Below are 17,204 nucleotides of genomic sequence, written 5' to 3' on the forward strand. Positions count from 1 at the left end.
TAACATAAGCAAATAAGCCATACAGGTAAGAAGCATAAACGGAGGTTACAAACGTAATGGACATGAAAAGAGTATTTCAACGCCCACCGCTGGCGGACTGTGTGCCCGAGTTGGTAGCTACAGCTAGAGGGGAGCGCAAGGCATCGCTGGTGATCCGCGGAGGAACGCTGGTCAATGTGGTATCGGGCGAATTGTTACCGGGCATGTCTATTGCTGTGCAAGGCTCTCGTATCGCCTACGTCGGTAGAGACGTTAGCCATACGATTGGAGAGGACACCGTAATCATTGAAGCGGAAGGCCGCTATATGGCACCGGGTTTACTGGACGGACATTGTCATATCGAAAGTACGCAGCTCACCGTAACTGAATTTGCGAAGGCTGTACTGCCGCTGGGCGTGACGGGTGGTTTTTTTGACCCACATGAAATTTCCAATGTGCTCGGTCTAAAAGGGCTTCGTCTAATGCTGGACGAAGCCCGCACGACACCGCTGGCTGCTTACATGCAGGTAGCTTCCTGCGTGCCTTCCACAGGCCCAGAGCTGGAAACGACCGGTGCCTCTTTCGGTCCGGCGGAAGTCGCAGAGGCTCTAAGCTGGGGCCCAGATATGATTGGACTGGGCGAAGTAATGAATTTCCCTGGCGTCGTCTATGGTGACGACGTGATGATTGGGGAAATTCAGGCCACGCTGCGCGCCGGCAAGGTGGCGGACGGCCATTTTACATGGGCCTCCGATGATTGGCGGCTGCCGGTCTACGCAGCCGCAGGAATTACGGGCGATCACGAATGTGTCACGCCCGAGGATGTAGCCGAGCGCATCCGGCTCGGCATGTATGCCAAGATGCGGCAAGGCTCCGCATGGCATGATGTGGCCGAGACGATCCGTGCCAGCACGGAAATGGGTCTCGACACGCGCCGCATGATGCTGGTGACGGATGATCGCAGTGCGGAATCCCTGCTCCATGAAGGGCAGATGGACTTCGTGGTGCGTCATGCGATTGCGCAGGGCGTTAAACCCGTGACTGCCTTTCAAATGGCAACGCTGAATACGGCAGAGCGCTTCGGCGTAGCACGGGACATTGGCTCGATTATTCCCGGTGCGATTGCCGATATTATCCTGCTTGATGGCCGCTTAGCCGAAGTGAATGTGACGGCTACCATCGCAGCGGGCCAACTGGTGGCTGAGTACGGACAAATGGTCGCCGACTGGGAAGGCTTTGTTTATCCTGCGGAAGTGATGGACACGGTCCATTTGGGTCGAGAGCTGAGTGCCGCAGATTTTCGTATTGCGGCTCCAGTACAGGAAGGGAATGTACCTGTACGGGTAATTCGTGTCACGGAAAATCATGTGGATACGAAGGAAGTGCGGATGACCGTTCCGGTGCGTGATGGTGAAGTTGCATCAGATCCTGCGCAGGATTTGTGCAAAATCGCCGTTTTCGAGCGGCATCATGCCAGTGGCAGCGACGCGGTGGCGCTTGTGACAGGCGTCGGCTTCACCGAGCCGGCTGCAATTGCCATGACCGTAGCGCATGACAGCCACAACCTGCTCGTCATTGGTAATGATGACGAGCTCATGACCCAGGCGGCGAAACAGGCCGTTGCCCTGCGTGGCGGCGTGGTGGTTGTATCCGCCTCGGGTGAGACGCGCTTCCCGCTCCCGATCGCTGGGCTGATGTCCCCAGCTCCGTTTGCAGAGGTGGCTGCGCAGTCCGAAAGTATCAGCCGGGCACTTCAGCAATCCGGCTGCATGCTGAACAACGCGCTGATGACACTGTCGTTGCTCGCACTGGTCGTAATCCCTGAAATCCGCCTGTCGGATCAGGGACTTGTCGTGATCGGAGCCGACGGTATACGCAAGGTGTCTCTTTTCGTGGAAGAGGATGCTACGGAAGCCTGATAGAATACGTCGCTGGGGGTTGTCCTGCAGGTCTACCCAGACCTGAGGGATAGCCCCTGTTTTCTTATATAGTCCGAAAGGTATCTTTAATTCCTTAATCAACGTTTTGTGGGGTGGTGAGCAGATGCAATTATATTATCGTTCATTAGAAAAAATGGCTCATCAAGCCTCAATTATAGATCAGGATTGGAACAGGTTTGTAGAGCAAACCCGTGTGAGGCATGTTCAGCAGGGTACATATCTTATTGAAACAGGGGAACCTGTGAAACATGCTTATTTTTGTTCGGAGGGATTATTCCGGTTGTTTTATACTTTGGTAGATGGTAGAGAATATAATGTTGGTTTTTCACCAGAAAATGATTATGTAACCTCTTATGGCGCTATGGTTCAAGGTAAACCATCCACTTTTACGATTGAGGCCATGGAAGATTCGGTTGTTATTGAAATTCCATATCATGTCCTGAAGGAGCTTATGGATACAAGCCATATGTGGGAAAGATTCGTGCGTAAGAGCGTGGAAAGACTATACATTCGCAAGGAGGAACGAGAACGCGAATTGTTGTATCTTTCTGCTAGGGAACGTTATGATGCCTTTCTTCTCAAGTATCCCGGGTTGGACAAACGAGTTGCACAATACCATATAGCTTCGTACATAGGTGTATCCCCCGTCTCACTTAGTCGTTTGCTGCGCAGCGAGCCGCATTAACCTATGTTAATGCGGCTTGGCAGACAAGCAGCGTACAATAACGATAAATCCATTCAAACTTCACAAAAAAAGGAGATAGGCATATGCGTTATATGATGATTGTATTGTTGGAATTCTACCCTTCCTGGTTGGCTCTACCCCGGGAAGAACGCCGAAAACATGCGGGGGCCTTGCAGGCTCATATTCAGAAGTACAGCGAACATGTTCAGGTTCGTTTTTTTGATGCAGAAGCGCTGCCCGGAAAGGACTATACAGATTTCGTCGTATGCGAAACAGAGGATATGAAGCAATATCACTATATGTGGGAAGAAATTCGTGATTCGGAGCCGTATACGAAAGGCTACATGAAGATTAAAGATGTAGTAATGGGGATGGAAAATGCGTTTCAGTCCTATGAGTCTGAAATGCTACAGATGGACAAATAACCCATCCATACTCCCTTATTATGTAAAAATAAAAGTTCAGCTTGTATAGGCATTAAACAAGGCGAATTCCCAGGCTTTTCTATTAGCTAGGAATTCGCCTTTTTCTATTAAAGACGCTAATAAGACAAAATCGCATTATACAACAGTATTACTTATAACCGTCAGAAAACCATTATTTGTAGCATTATTAATGATCTTATATATGGATTGACTTGCGGTATCGCTAAACAAATACCACTCATTATTGGACACATCATGAACCAAAGTCTCAGGGTATTCTTTTAAAAGTTCAGATGGATAAGTGCGAATTAAAGAATAAACATCATAACGAGCTAAGCTTTTCCCTTTTGGGTCTAAGAAATCGTATTGGGCATTTTTATAATAAGATCCAGGTGTGTCAAGAGTTAAGCTCCAAGAATAGTTTTCAGGTGCTTCAACCTTTTCACCTTTGTTTTTTGCAAACATATTATAAATGGTTTTGTTATATGCATTGCCATGAATTTGCTGAACTACGCCGCCCAAAGTCATTCGGTATTCCTGTTGAAGTGACTTTACTTGTACACCGTTTATGAACAATGGTTCAGTAGTAATAGTCACTATAAGGTTGCTGTAATTGACTTTACATCCAAACGCCTCTGCAATAAAACGAAGTGGAACATATATGCGATTGTTTTTCACGTATGGTTTTACATCAAGCAGTATCTTTTTACCGTTTTTCTCCGCTATGCTTCTGTTTATTGCTAATTTTACTTTCATATCGCTCTTAGCGAGAATAACCCCGGAATCGGACCACACGACGCTAGCCCCCAAACTTTCGCTAATAACACGTAAAGGTACCATTGTACGTTTGTTCTTCATTTCTGGCTTCGCATCGGTTGCAATAGCCACACCGTCAATTTTGATTTGATTTTGTGCTGCATATGTAGTGGACGATGAAATACATAAAAAGATAGCAAGAAAAAAAACAAAGAATGCTTTGTTCATAAATGACTTCTCCTTTTTTAATTAAATTTGTTGCGTAGCAACTTTTCACCATATTCAGACGCGACTGGATAAAATTCGTTGCGCTTTCCTATTCATTAACTTAACGTAACAACCAGTTTGTACTATTTAATCTGATTTCCGATATTTACCAACTAAAAACTTCTAATCTCCCTGGGGAATTATGTCGATAACATTGAATATTGTTCATAAAATTTACAAAGTAAATCTTTAGGGGGAAAGTTAATGAGAAAACAGCTAAAAGTTGCGATTTCTCTAGCATGTTTATTGATGTTTATAGGTTGTTCAGCATCACCAGTATCAGAGCAGACGACTAAGATTACATTTTTGAATTCCAAATCTGAAATAAAAACCCAATTGGAAGAAGTGGCAAAACAATACAATCAAGAGCATCCGGAAGTATCTTTAGAAATTATTACTGCTCCAGAGGGAACGTCTGCATATCAAAAGCTGATGTCGATGTACGGCTCAGGAAGTCCAGCAACGATGTCGATGCTTGACCCGGGAGACACGCAGACATTCCTGGATAAAGCCGTTGATTTAAGTAAAGAGAAGTGGGTAGCCGATACGATAGAAAATGGACTTGACGCCGTTAAGAAAAATGATGCTGTGCTGGGATTTCCATTTGCAGTGGAAGGCTATGGATTAATCTATAACAAAAAAGTATTGGACAAGGCAACAGGGGGTTCTTTTGATCCTTCTTCGGTGAAAAGTAGAAGCAGCCTTAACTCATTAATGGCTAAGATTCAGCAGTCAGGAGTAGCACCGGTCATGCTTTCACCAATGGACTGGTCTCTCGGCTCTCATCTTTTAGCTCTGTCTTATTCTGTTCAACCCGAAGGTTTTCCAGAGTTTGTTAAAGGTATGCAGAACAACTCCATCGATTTGTCCCAAAACAGTGTAATGTCTGGATGGGTACAAACTTTAGACCTGCTCAAGGATAACAGCATCAATAAGCACTCGCCTTTGGACAGTACGTATGACGATGGTGCCAAAGCTTTGGGAGAGGGCAAGGTAGGGCTTTGGTTTATGGGTAACTGGGCTTGGAATGGAATAAAGAGCAATGATACGGCAAATGAGGAATACGGTTTTTTGCCTCTTCCGTTAAATGATAATACGAATGATCCCAACAATTCAAAGATCACAGTTGGTGTGACAAAGTATGTATTCATCGACTCCACAGCTACCACGCCTCAGCAGCAAGAGGAAGCCAAGAAATTTTTAAACTGGCTGGTATACGAAAAGTCCGGTCAGGAACTTTTGGTCAACAAGGCCAATGTTATACCGGCCTTCAAGAGTATTGACTTGGTGCCTACCGATCCCTTGAGTAAATCGATCAAGTCATATTTGTCGAGCGGAAAGACGCTGCCGTTTATGGCAACACTTCCACCTGATCATGGGGCCATCACAGGAGCATCTATCCAAAGCTACATTAGTGGAAAGATAGATAAGGCTGAGCTGTTGCGCCAAATACGCATATACTGGAAAGCTCAGCAGGGATGATATGAGACCAGTCACGGGAAGGAAGATAAGGATGTTTAAATTAACGTTAAAGAAAAAAATAATTAGTGCAGCTCTCATACTGGTTGTCGTACTGTCCCTTTCAAGTGTTATAGGCGTCATTAAGATGTCGGAAATGGGAGAGGCTTCTGATAAGGTAAATAACAGGTCTTTACCTGCGGTTATTCTTCTTCAGGGTATGGATAAGCAGATTACAGAAATCGATAGACTAACTGTTCGATTGATACTCGAAGAGGATGAGGCTATTCGCACCACTTATCAAGAAGAACTAACCAAAGCTACAGCTTCAATGGATAAGAGTGTAAATAAATATCAAAGTTTAGCCTCTACAGCGGAGGAAAAAGAACTGTTCACCAACTTTTATGGTCAGTGGGCAATGTATCTTCGCCATCTAAAGGTGGTTTCCGCTGCCATGGAAGAAAACGACAAAGTGATGGCCTACATGATCGTTCATGGAAATTCTTCTATTTATAAGGCGGCATTAGACGATGTAAATAAACTGAAGGTGCTTAATGAGCAGTATGCCACTGAGGCAGCTAATCAATCGAGTCAATCTTACCATTCAGGTAGACTTTTGATGATTTCTTTGACTATCATATGTACGATCCTGGGAATTATCGGTTCTTTTTTACTGGCTCAATCGTTCACTAAGCCCATATTAAGGATAGCGGAACAGATAAAGCTGGTAACGAGGGGGAACCTGCAAGTGGAACCTCTTAGGGTCCGATCCAAAGATGAGGTCGGGGAATTGGCATCCGATTTTAATGAAATGTGCGATTCACTGCGCAACCTTTTAAAGGAAGTTGTGGATAATTCCTTACTGGTTGCTTCTACGGCTGAACAGTTAACAGCCAGTGCAGAACAGACAAGCATTGCTACCGAGCAGATAGCTATAAGTGCCACTCAAGTCGCAGAGGGATCTCAGACACAGCTTGCAGATATTGCTGAAACGCTGAATTACACGGTAGGTGTTTCTAAAAGTGTAGAGAACATAACCAATCGCTTTGTGAATGTAGCTAATCTCACAATCCAAGCACAAGAAAAAGCAAACAACGGAAAAACCCAAATGTCTTCCACTGTCTCTCAAATAAGAGATGTGCATACCAAGGTAACTCAATCCGCTGAAGTAGTAAATATTCTAGGAGAAAAGTCAGCGGAGATTAGACAGATCACAGCTATGATCAGTGATATAGCAGCCCGAACCAACTTGCTTTCACTCAATGCGAGTATAGAAGCTGCAAGAGCGGGAGAGCAGGGAAAAGGATTTGCGGTTGTCGCTTATGAAGTACGCAATTTGTCGGCACAAGCAAGTGAAGCAACCGGCAAGATTTCCTCTCTGGTCAACGAAATCGCATTAAGAACAGACGAAGTTGTCATCTCGATGAATGAAGGTGTTCAATCACTAAATGAAGGTATGATGCTTGTCGAAGGTGTCGGTAACGTCTTTTCTGAAATTGTCGGTGCCGTTGAAGAAGTGAGCGGTGAGGTAGACACTGCGGCTGTAGAAGCAAGATCCGTAAATGAAGGAACCGTTTCTATGGTGGAATCTATGAAGAAAATTGCCGAAATCTCCGAACGTGCAGCCGATTCTACTCAAACAGTCGCAAGCGTAGTCGAGGAAACTACTGCTTCCATGCAGGAAGTGTCTGCAGGTGCTAACATGCTTGCCAAGCGGGCGGAAGAGATGAATCAAACGGTGTCTGTATTCAAAATTTAAAGTAAGTTGGCGGTAGCCTTGGACGAGAAAAACAAGTCCTAGACTACCGCTGTTACCATTAGATTACGATTGAACGGCTTCAGCTTTTTTAGCAGCTCTTTTCAGATCCTGTTTACGGCGTTCCTCTAGATACCGTTCTCCATTTTTCTTGTCAGCTGTCAGCGTAAAGCAGGAAATGATGGTGAACAGACCGGCAATGGAACCCAAAATAACATAAGTGATCGGGAAATTCAGAACTTCATACATATGTCCGACAATAGGTGAGAAAACAGATACCACCAGGGAGCCCATAAACAAATACAGCAGGTACATGGTGGACGATAAGCGCTGGTCAAAGTTGACGGTAATGTACTTGAAGATGGCGACCAGAATCAGCGGTTTTTCCAGGGAGTGAATCATCTTCATCGCAGCCACCCATATGGAACCGAACGGCAGCGAAGAACCGATAATACGCAATGACATGATCGCTCCGGCAATAATCAATGCCCATTTGGCAGTCGTTTTGTTGACAAACCATGGGGTAACAAACAGAAACACAAATTCCAGGAATACTTGCACAGCACTTAAATCACCAAGGAATTGATTTCCTTCTGCTTTAGAACTGAACTGAGATACGAAATAGGTGGCAAATTGCTGGTCATATACCTCATAAATTTGGGTCACGCCAACCATGAATAGCATTAGAAACCAGAACTTTGTGGTGCGTACGAGATGCAGTACGTCAGTGAGCTTCAACGATTCAGTTTTCTGCTGCTCCTGTCCAGAAATTTCGACTTTGGTCAGGAAGATGCAGATCATAGCAACAACGGCAGATACGGAGGCAATCCAGAAGGTCAGATTCACATTGATATTGATGACCCGTCCCGCAACAAAGGTAGCAGCTGCCCACCCGAGTGAGCCCCACATACGAACTCGTCCGTATTCAAACCCGTATTTGCGTGACACTTTGTCCATATAGGAATCGACGACACCATTACCTGCATTAAACACCAGGCCGATAAATAGGGCGCCGACAATAGCACCAATGACGAACTGCGTTTGAAGCAATGGACCGTACACATAGATAAAAAAGGGTCCGACGAGCAAAAGAATCGTAAAAAGTATGTACAGCAGATGTTTTCTCAAGCCCAGCTTGTCGGATAAGTACCCAAACAGGGGTTGCATGATCAAGGCGACGATAGAGTTAGCCGCGTATAAAAACCCTGTGTAGGTTTCTGAAATCCCCAGGCTTTGTCCTAGCCAAATGACAAAAAAAGACATGGCGGCAGACCATGTAAACAGATAAGCGAAGTTAAAAACGCTCAAAGACCAATAGTTGCGTTTTGCCAAATTCCTCATGTATAAGCACCCCTTCAAATTGTAGCTGCTCAATGTGTTGACAACGTCATTAAGCATTGTCTGTACTATTAATTGTAAGGAGGATTGAATTGAATCCATAGGGCATTTTCCCAAGATTTCCTGTGCTTATTGCAATCAATTGCCAGGTTGGGTTGTACATAACTTTTCTCATCTTGTAAGAAATAAGTCCTACGTGTAAAATTCTTTATAGTTCATTGAGCTCATTTAGTAGGAGGAGAAACACGGCAAGAAGTAGAATTGTTCTAAGGTCTGGCTGACATGGTCATACTGATAGCACAATAAATTGCTAAAGCAAGGGGATGAAGTGGTTCTTTCGCAAGTACAAAGTTACTTGATACCGTGAACGTATATAGAGTATTGTGTAATGATGAGTTATCGAACCCCACATCTTGAATAACGTTTCACACCGGTCGGGAAGGGTTAGCGGATGGCTATCCCTACTTGGTGCTGCTATAACCCTATGAGCATGTACTACACAAAATAAAAAGAAAATGAATGATAACAAACTGTTGTGATTTCATGGTTGGAGGATTTATTATGTCAAAAAGTGTTTCTTCGTCCTTTATTATTATTATAGGATCGATGCTATTTGCCTTATTTTTTGGTGCAGGGAATCTAATCTTCCCACCTATGCTTGGTCAAATGGCTGGAAAGAATGTGTGGATAGCCAATGCGGGTTTCTTGGTTACCGGAGTTGGCTTACCGTTACTAGCCATCACTGCCTTTGTTTTTTCAGGCAAAAGCAATTTACAAACTTTAGCGAGTCGTGTACATCCTGTATTCGGGATTGTCTTTACAACGATTCTTTATCTAGCCATTGGCCCGTTATATGCAATTCCAAGAACCGGTAGTGTGTCGTTTGAAATTGGAGTCAAGCCTTTTTTTTCAAACCATACAGATCATCCTGTCGCACTTTTTGTATTTACCATTCTTTTTTTTGGGGTTGCATGCTTGTTATCACTTAACCCTACAAAAATTATTGATGTGATCGGAAAGTTTTTAACACCTATTAAATTGACATTCATTGGGATTCTGGTGGTCGTAGCCCTTATTCACCCCATAGGAGCCTTCCAAGCACCTGCCGAAGGCTATACTTCGCACGTCTTTTTCAAAGGCTTTCAAGAAGGTTATTTAACATTGGATGCTCTTGTAGCCTTTATTTTTGGAATTATTATTGTGAATGCAATTAAGGAAAGAGGAGTTACTGCCAAAAAAGAGCTGATGATCATTTGTGCCAAATCGATAACCATTGCGGTTGTCCTCTTAGCATTTATCTATACGTCTCTTGCTTACATGGGAGCTTCTAGCGTTGAAAAACTGGGTGTTTTAGAAAATGGTGCTGAGGTGTTAGCCAAGGTTTCATCCTATTATTTTGGATCTTACGGCTCCATTTTATTAGGCTTAATGATTACAGTAGCGTGTTTAACGACAAGCGTAGGGCTTATTACGTCATGTTCTTCCTTTTTTCATACCTTGTTTCCGAAAGTTTCTTATAAAAGAATTGCTCTCATGTTATCCATATTTAGTACCATAGTAGCCAATATAGGTTTAACACAGCTCATTAAGGTTTCAACGCCAGTGTTAATTGCAATATATCCTATTGCGATTTCTCTAATATTTTTAACATTTTTACATTCCGTGTTTAAAGGAAAATCAGAAGTATATCAAGGCAGTTTAATATTAACCTTCATTGTTAGTCTATTTGACGGCTTGAATGCTGCTGGAATAAAAATCAAAGTAATTAATGACTTTTTTACTCAAATTCTTCCGTTATATGATGTAGGATTAGGCTGGTTAATTCCCTCTGTTTTAGGAGGAGTAGGGGGGTATATATTCTACTATATTAAACGAAGAAAAGTTGTCCTCATACTTATGAAGCCCAAAAAATAAATGATTTGCTTATTCGGTGAATTGGACATGTATAACAAAAAGAAAGAACGAACGGAGAACTTGATCTTCTGTTCGTTCTTTCTTTTTGTAACTTTACGCGCAGCTATTCAAAACAAAATCATAAATTTCCGTCTGTTATAGAAAGGACAGCAAGCGCCTGATCTGCTTCGTGCTGCTTGCGGTATAGCGAAGGAGTCAGACCGTTCCATTTTTTAAAGGTTGCAATAAAATAGCTTAGATTTTCAAATCCCACATCCAGCGCAATATCAACTACTTTGCGGTCACTTTGCTCTAGCAACCTGCAAGCCTTCTGAATCCGCTGATAGTTGATATATTCAACCGGACTTTTCTGCACCATCTGCTTGAAGAAACGACAGAAATGTCCCTCACTCATCCCAACCTCATCTGAGATCTCTCGCAAACGAATGGGCTCATGCGCATGGCTGTTGATGTACGCCAGTGCTTTTTTGATCCGTTCGACCTTGTTGCGTTGACTCGCCATAACCACGTCCTCTCCGCTAGCCGGAGTCATGTGCGGGAACAGGCAGGCAATTATGCTATAGAGCTGCGCCTTGGTCGCCAGTTCACGGGCAGGCGCATTCTGTTCATGGCTAGTGATAATACGTTTCAACGCGGTCAATAGCTCCTGCTCCCAAGGCTGCACACCGCGAATGTGAGGGGGAGGGACGAGTTTTTTATTGATAAATGGTTCAATAAACTGCGTCTGAACTGTATCTTGCGTGCGGCTGTGCAGCATATCCGGGTGAAACACCACCGCAGAAAATACACAGCGAGGACTTTTTTGTAAATAACCAGCGTGAAGCTCGCCACTGTGTACAAAAAGGGCTTCACCTTCGCTAACCTCCGTATAGACCATATCCGTCTGAAATATAGCGCTCCCCTGTTCTACTACGATAAACTCCATTTCCTCATGCCAATGGGACTCCAATATACTATTTCCGTTCAATTGCTCTACGCTCGGATATACGCTGACTGGATACATGGGATTGCCGTGAATACGGTTTTCTCTTAACATTTCCCTTTGCATTTTACTGATTCCTTTCGGCACACTGATTTATATAGAAAACATCAAAATATTAATACTAAACGTCAAAATAAAAGAAGTAAACCCTTACATAAATCAATATTATTATAGTAAGGATTTCGAAAAAATCCAATCAGCGATTTGGGAACAAGGAATATAAAAGTCGAGATGGAGGAAGAGACAGATGAAATTTACTGATGGCTATTGGTTGGTTCGCAAGGGCTATGAAATACAAAATCCTGCTGACATCCGTGATATCGTGACGGACGATGCTTCCATGACGGTATATGCAGCAACCCACCGGATCGAGCACAAAGGGGATACGCTAAATGGAGCGTTACTGAAAGCGACCTACAGCTCTCCCATGCCGAATGTTATTCGGGTGCGTCTGAACCACCATAAGGGACGGGTGCATCATGGACCAGATTTTGAAATTCACACCTTGCCGACAGAGGTGGATATTACGGTGGGTGAGGACGTAGCAGTGCTGAAGAGCGGCGATCTGAGTGTGCGAGTCGGTCGTGGAAAGAGCTGGGACGTAGGCTTTTATGTCAAGGATCGTAAAGTCACGGGCAGTGGGCATCGGGGACCCGGCTATATTACAGACCCGCAGGACCAGCCATTTTTCCGGGAGCAGCTGGAACTGGGTATGGGAGAGTACGTATACGGCCTTGGAGAGCGTTTCACTCCATTTGTGAAAAATGGTCAGGTCGTTGATATTTGGAATGAAGATGGCGGGACCAGCAGTGAACAAGCATACAAAAACATTCCATTTTATTTATCCAATAAAGGGTACGGTGTATTCGTCAATCATCCGGAAAAGGTATCTTACGAGATTGCATCGGAAAACGTTTCGAAGGTACAGTTTAGCGTTGCTGGCGAATCGTTAGAGTATTTTATTATTGGTGGAGCTAATCCTAAGGAGGTACTGGACAATTATACCAAGCTGACAGGCAAGCCTGCATTGCCACCGGCCTGGACCTTTGGTTTGTGGCTGACCACTTCGTTTACGACCGATTATGATGAAGCGACAGTAAACCATTTTGTCGACGGGATGGCTGAACGGGATCTGCCACTCTCGGTATTCCATTTTGACTGCTTCTGGATGAAGGAATACCAATGGTGCGATTTTCAGTGGGATCAAGATATGTTCCCAGACCCAGAAGGTATGTTGCAGAGATTGAAGGCTAAGGGACTCAAAATTTGCGCATGGATCAATCCGTATATTGCAGAAAAGTCCATTTTGTTCGATGAAGGTATGGAGAATGGCTATTTGGTCAAAACAGCTGATGGCAGCGTGTGGCAATGGGACATGTGGCAGGCGGGGATGGGGCTGGTTGACTTCACGAACCCGGCTGCAGTTGCCTGGTATCAGGATAAGCTGAAGGTGCTGATCGATCAAGGCGTGGATTGCTTCAAAACCGACTTTGGTGAGCGTATTCCAACAGATGTAGTTTATTATGATGGCTCTGATCCAATGAAAATGCACAATTACTATACGCATTTGTACAACAAAGCTGTGTTTGATGTGCTGGAGGAAAAGCTGGGCAAAAATGAAGCCGCATTATTTGCACGTTCTGCCACAGCCGGGGGACAACAGTTCCCAGTTCACTGGGGCGGAGACTGCTCGTCCACGTATGAGTCGATGGCAGAGTCCTTGCGGGGCGGATTATCGCTTGGTTTGAGTGGCTTTGGCTTTTGGAGCCATGATATTAGCGGCTTTGAACTAACGGCTGCGCCGGACTTATACAAACGGTGGGTACAGTTTGGATTGTTATCCTCCCATAGCCGTCTACACGGAAATGTGTCATACCGTGTTCCTTGGCTGTTTGACGAAGAGTCAGTCGACGTGGTGCGCAGCTTTACCAAACTCAAGTGCTCACTGATGCCACACCTGTATGCTTCTGCTGTGGAATCCTCGGTGAGGGGACTGCCGATGATGCGGGCTATGGTATTGGAATTCCCGCAGGACCCAACCTGTGCAACGCTGGATTTACAATACATGCTGGGGGATTCCATTTTGGTAGCCCCGATCTTTAATAAAGAAGGCAATGTAACCTATTATGTACCCGAGGGACAATGGACGAATTTGTTAACGAATGAAATCGTGTCTGGTGGTCGTTGGGTCAACGAGCATCATGATTTTACAACCTTACCTGTGCTCGTGAAGCCAAACACATTGTTGGCCATCGGTCATGAGGATCGTCGTCCAAATTATGATTATGCAGATCAAGTGACGCTTCATTTGTTTGAGCTCGGCGAAGGGCAACAGGCTCATTCGGTTATCGTGAATACATCAGGCGAAGAAGAGCTCACGGTTACTGCCAGCCGTAAGGATTCTGTCATTACGGTGAAGGCAGAAGGTGCCGTTAAACCGTGGTCGTTAGTACTACGCGGTATCCATGAGGCTGTTCAAGTGGAGGAAGGCAGCAGTCTGGCGGGAGAACAGGGAGTAATTATTACACCAGCCTCCAGCGGACAGCAAGTGCTCACTATTCACTTGGGATAGGCCAGGAGTTCATCCGTGAATGGATAGTTTAATAATGTAGCGATTATATTGCGAAAAAAAAGGGCTTGCCTGATACAAACCAGGCAGGCCCTTTTTAATGTTGCATCTGATAGAAAATATCTTCAATCTAGCTTGATGTTGTTCCCTATGCATTCTCTTGAAGTAGTAGTGGTACAAGGTATTGTCGGAAAATATCCACAGGATTCTGTTTCTTCTTAAACTTATCAGCCGTGAGGACAACTACCAAGTCATAGGACGGGACCACAATAATATATTGCCCACCAAAGCCGAGTGCGTAAAAATAGTCTATTTCGGTTCCTGTTTCTCTCTCATCCGAAAAGGAAGAAGCCCACCAGTGACAGCCGTAATATGCTTTTTGTGGTTTGGAGGCTGGAAGAAATGGACGAGTCGAATATCGGACGGTCTCTGTCTGGATGATCTGCCGTCCTTCCCAGCTTCCTTCGTTCAGATAAAGCCGCCCGAATTTGAGCATGTCCAGCGGTCTGAGATGTAGCCCGAAGCCTCCGGTGTGAGTGCCTTGCGGATCGGTTTCCCAATGATAGTTATCGATACCGAGTGGCTGGAATAATTGCTCCTCAGCAAATTCAGCAACGGCTTGTCCAGAGGCAGAACGCAGCAAGGTGGCCAAAAGTTGAGAACAGCCAGAGCTGTACTCCATTCGCGTACCTGGTATATCCGATAATGGCTGTGAAAGCACAAATTGCACCCAATCGGACGTTTTGCTCATGGTAGGAAAAGAATTTTGTCCCCCAAATTCCGTCCAGTTAAAGCCAGCAGACATCGTCAGCAGGTGTTCAATCGTAATATCACGCTTTCGAGGGTCACTATCTTTGGCCAGCTGGGGGAAAAATTCGAGGATCGGTGTCTCTGGTTTGGGTACCAGTTGTTGATCCATAGCCATACTAACTAATGCGGAAATCACACTTTTGGTACAGGAATTTATTTTATAGAGTTCGTTGGCAATTTGAGGTTCACGGTAGTAATCCATGATCATGTTTCCCTGCTGCTCAATAAGACAGCTACGGGTTTCCAACTTGTTAAGCACGTGAATAAGTGGTTTGAGCTCCAGAATTTTCATGCAAATCCTCCTTGAGGCTTATAGCATACCATTACATAGTATATCATTTTTAACCTTCCAAATCCGACAAGTACAAACGGATAATAGTTCTTATCTTTTTCCCTAATTTGAATTTTTTTGTTTTTTGATATAAAAAAACATATATATGTTCACTTAATAGACACAAATATATTTAAAAATCTATACACTTTTCCGCTTTCATTTAAAAAAACAGACCAATAAAACGATATATAGTAAGTTGAACATTTTATTTTGAAACAACTGGGGGACCAATTCATGAACTTAACAATTAAGGCCAAAATGATTCTCAGCGCGATACTGATCCCAAGTGTGATTGCTGCCATGCTGCTGACCAATTACATTTTAAGTATACATAGTGAGAACGAGTACAAAGATATTATGAATCGTGAAGAGACGATTGCGTATAACTCCAAGTCTCTTCAATTTTTGTTAAACGGGATATCCAATGATGAGCGGGCATATTTGCTGACTCGTGACGAACAGTATGGGAATGAGATCGGAAACAAGCAGAGTGAAGTTGCAAAGTTGCTACAGGAGACAGAAGCTCTACTCAATACAGGTAATGAGGATACAAAGAAGAAGATGACTGAGCTCAAAACAGGGATTAATACCTATATGAATCAGGTTCATAGTCTACTGACTACAGCGGGGTATAAGAGTACAAGAGATGATGCTTTCCCTCCATTTTCTGAATTGCTCGATGATTTTGAAAACGAACGGGTTTTGCGTAAGCAACTTGATACCAAGGTGGTAGCATTTGTCAAGGCGCAGGAAGATATGGTAACGGTGAAAATACAGCAGGCGCACCAAACGATGACGAATACAACTTTGATTACGAGCATTGTAGGGCTTTTGGTTATTATTTACAGCATTGCTCAATCTATCGTTTTGATTCGTTCGATCCGTCCATTACACCATATGAATGAGCAGTTGTTGCAAATGTCTCAAGGTGGAGGAGATTTGCGAAGTCGACTGGATATTACGTCCAAAGACGAAATCGGTATGATTGCGAGCTCCTACAACAAGCTTATTGAAGGGTTCCGCAGTATCATTGTGGATGCTCAGGATACGGCTCGTACATTAACGGTAACCGCAGAGCGTGTTAACGTCAGTACTGAGGAAATGAATCAGGCCAATCGTCATACCTCCGGTGTAATGGAAGAGCTTGCGACGGGCATGGAGCATCAGGTCGATGATATTACACAAACTACAGATACCATGAAAGAACTTGCCTACGAACTGGAACAGATTGCTGCCACAAGCGAGCAGGTATATGAATTGTCTGATACCGCCGCTAAAGATGCAGAAGCAGGGGAACAATCTATTGGCCAGGCTATGCGTCAGATGGAGAAGGTAAGCGAAAGTGTAGACAGCTCTGCACGTGCTGTACGTTCACTTAGTGAACAGGCGGAGCAGATTGGCATGATCGGATCTGTTATTACCGGATTTGCCAAACAGACTGGAATGCTGGCGCTTAACGCATCCATTGAAGCGGCAAGAGCGGGAGAACAGGGCAAAGGATTTGCTGTTGTGGCCTCTGAGGTAAAAAGATTGTCCGAGCAGGTATCGGTTTCAGCAGCAGAAATCACACAGTTTGTGCAAAACATTCAGGAGCATGTTGGGCATGTCGCTTCCACCATGCAGTCTGGAACAGTTGAAGTGCAATCTGGCGTAAAGGTCATGCAATCCGCTGAAACTGCATTTCGTCAGATTGGAAGTTCCATTCAACAGGTCAGCGAGCAAATTCACAGTGTTAATCGATCTGTAGAACAAATGTCCGATGGATCAGAGCGAATGGTGAAGGCGGCGGAACGCATACGTGAAGTAGCGGAGCAGACGGCAGGAGGAACCCAAAGCGTCAGTGCGGCGGCTGAAGAGCAACTGGCTTCCATGGAGGAAATTGCATCGTCCATTCACACTCTGGCGGATATGTCGCAATTGCTAAACGCAAGGGTCGGTGGTTTTAAAGTATAGTCGTATAAATTCCCACCAATGTAAACACAATAACATCT

Annotated in this window: 12 protein-coding genes; 8 read left to right on the forward strand and 4 right to left on the reverse strand. The window is 44.4% G+C overall.

Translation table 11 applies throughout. From position 1 onward, the window contains the following. The first annotated feature begins 56 nt into the window (after positions 1-56). From MKX36_RS08885 to MKX36_RS08895, 3 genes are all read left to right on the forward strand, one after another. On the forward strand, positions 57-1,898 hold the full coding sequence (locus tag MKX36_RS08885) for an adenine deaminase (RefSeq protein ID WP_340864555.1): 1,842 nt from the start codon (positions 57-59) through the stop codon (positions 1,896-1,898). Positions 1,899-2,022: 124 nt separating this feature from the next. Next, complete coding sequence (locus tag MKX36_RS08890; protein ID WP_340864556.1) at positions 2,023-2,604, forward strand: Crp/Fnr family transcriptional regulator; 582 nt, start codon at positions 2,023-2,025, stop codon at positions 2,602-2,604. 83 nt (positions 2,605-2,687) lie between these two features. After that, positions 2,688-3,029 (forward strand): darcynin family protein, encoded by a 342-nt coding sequence (locus tag MKX36_RS08895; protein ID WP_025364614.1) that lies wholly within the window; start codon positions 2,688-2,690, stop codon positions 3,027-3,029. Positions 3,030-3,164: 135 nt separating this feature from the next. Here MKX36_RS08895 and MKX36_RS08900 read toward each other — a convergent pair whose 3' ends face one another. Continuing rightward, positions 3,165-4,013 carry a copper amine oxidase N-terminal domain-containing protein gene (locus tag MKX36_RS08900; RefSeq protein ID WP_039277095.1) on the reverse strand — a complete coding sequence of 283 codons (849 nt, stop codon included), beginning with the start codon at positions 4,011-4,013 and terminating at the stop codon, positions 3,165-3,167. 243 nt (positions 4,014-4,256) lie between these two features. Between MKX36_RS08900 and MKX36_RS08905 the strand changes: the two genes are divergently transcribed. Next, a complete protein-coding gene (locus MKX36_RS08905) occupies positions 4,257-5,534 on the forward strand; it encodes an ABC transporter substrate-binding protein (RefSeq protein ID WP_025364616.1) in 1,278 nt (425 codons plus the stop codon). A 31-nt stretch (positions 5,535-5,565) separates the two neighbouring features. Beyond that, entirely contained in the window at positions 5,566-7,269 is a 1,704-nt protein-coding gene (locus tag MKX36_RS08910; RefSeq protein WP_017425785.1) for a methyl-accepting chemotaxis protein, read from the forward strand. 63 nt (positions 7,270-7,332) lie between these two features. Here MKX36_RS08910 and MKX36_RS08915 read toward each other — a convergent pair whose 3' ends face one another. Next, a complete protein-coding gene (locus tag MKX36_RS08915) occupies positions 7,333-8,607 on the reverse strand; it encodes an oligosaccharide MFS transporter (protein WP_016819200.1) in 1,275 nt (424 codons plus the stop codon). Between the two features lie 558 nt (positions 8,608-9,165). Between MKX36_RS08915 and brnQ the strand changes: the two genes are divergently transcribed. Next, positions 9,166-10,518 (forward strand): branched-chain amino acid transport system II carrier protein, encoded by a 1,353-nt coding sequence (gene brnQ, locus MKX36_RS08920; RefSeq protein ID WP_340864557.1) that lies wholly within the window; start codon positions 9,166-9,168, stop codon positions 10,516-10,518. Between the two features lie 118 nt (positions 10,519-10,636). Here brnQ and MKX36_RS08925 read toward each other — a convergent pair whose 3' ends face one another. Beyond that, the gene (locus MKX36_RS08925) at positions 10,637-11,566 is read right to left on the reverse strand and encodes a helix-turn-helix transcriptional regulator (RefSeq protein WP_016819202.1); all 930 of its coding nucleotides are present in this window, start codon (positions 11,564-11,566) and stop codon (positions 10,637-10,639) included. 181 nt (positions 11,567-11,747) lie between these two features. On the opposite strand from MKX36_RS08925, the gene yicI reads away from it, so the two are divergent. Further along, positions 11,748-14,072 carry an alpha-xylosidase gene (yicI, locus tag MKX36_RS08930; protein ID WP_016819203.1) on the forward strand — a complete coding sequence of 775 codons (2,325 nt, stop codon included), beginning with the start codon at positions 11,748-11,750 and terminating at the stop codon, positions 14,070-14,072. 145 nt (positions 14,073-14,217) lie between these two features. Here yicI and MKX36_RS08935 read toward each other — a convergent pair whose 3' ends face one another. Beyond that, complete coding sequence (locus tag MKX36_RS08935) at positions 14,218-15,171, reverse strand: serine hydrolase domain-containing protein (protein ID WP_016819204.1); 954 nt, start codon at positions 15,169-15,171, stop codon at positions 14,218-14,220. Between the two features lie 276 nt (positions 15,172-15,447). On the opposite strand from MKX36_RS08935, the gene MKX36_RS08940 reads away from it, so the two are divergent. After that, a complete protein-coding gene (locus MKX36_RS08940) occupies positions 15,448-17,166 on the forward strand; it encodes a methyl-accepting chemotaxis protein (RefSeq protein ID WP_016819205.1) in 1,719 nt (572 codons plus the stop codon). The last annotated feature ends 38 nt before the right edge of the window (positions 17,167-17,204 follow it).

Origin of the sequence: Paenibacillus sp. FSL W8-0439, from assembly GCF_038008995.1 — a bacterium.
Classification (GTDB): Bacteria; Bacillota; Bacilli; order Paenibacillales; family Paenibacillaceae; genus Paenibacillus; species Paenibacillus polymyxa.

What these genes read in the sequence shown, in the direction of transcription:
- MKX36_RS08895 (WP_025364614.1), top strand. Translation starts at nt 2,688, where the DNA reads ATGCGTTATATGATGATTGTATTGTTGGAATTCTACCCTTCCTGGTTG.
- MKX36_RS08890 (WP_340864556.1), top strand. Translation starts at nt 2,023, where the DNA reads ATGCAATTATATTATCGTTCATTAGAAAAAATGGCTCATCAAGCCTCA.
- MKX36_RS08935 (WP_016819204.1), bottom strand. Translation starts at nt 15,171, where the DNA reads ATGAAAATTCTGGAGCTCAAACCACTTATTCACGTGCTTAACAAGTTG.
- MKX36_RS08910 (WP_017425785.1), top strand. Translation starts at nt 5,566, where the DNA reads ATGTTTAAATTAACGTTAAAGAAAAAAATAATTAGTGCAGCTCTCATA.
- MKX36_RS08900 (WP_039277095.1), bottom strand. Translation starts at nt 4,013, where the DNA reads ATGAACAAAGCATTCTTTGTTTTTTTTCTTGCTATCTTTTTATGTATT.
- MKX36_RS08885 (WP_340864555.1), top strand. Translation starts at nt 57, where the DNA reads ATGGACATGAAAAGAGTATTTCAACGCCCACCGCTGGCGGACTGTGTG.
- MKX36_RS08905 (WP_025364616.1), top strand. Translation starts at nt 4,257, where the DNA reads ATGAGAAAACAGCTAAAAGTTGCGATTTCTCTAGCATGTTTATTGATG.
- MKX36_RS08925 (WP_016819202.1), bottom strand. Translation starts at nt 11,566, where the DNA reads ATGCAAAGGGAAATGTTAAGAGAAAACCGTATTCACGGCAATCCCATG.
- brnQ (WP_340864557.1), top strand. Translation starts at nt 9,166, where the DNA reads ATGTCAAAAAGTGTTTCTTCGTCCTTTATTATTATTATAGGATCGATG.
- MKX36_RS08940 (WP_016819205.1), top strand. Translation starts at nt 15,448, where the DNA reads ATGAACTTAACAATTAAGGCCAAAATGATTCTCAGCGCGATACTGATC.
- yicI (WP_016819203.1), top strand. Translation starts at nt 11,748, where the DNA reads ATGAAATTTACTGATGGCTATTGGTTGGTTCGCAAGGGCTATGAAATA.
- MKX36_RS08915 (WP_016819200.1), bottom strand. Translation starts at nt 8,607, where the DNA reads ATGAGGAATTTGGCAAAACGCAACTATTGGTCTTTGAGCGTTTTTAAC.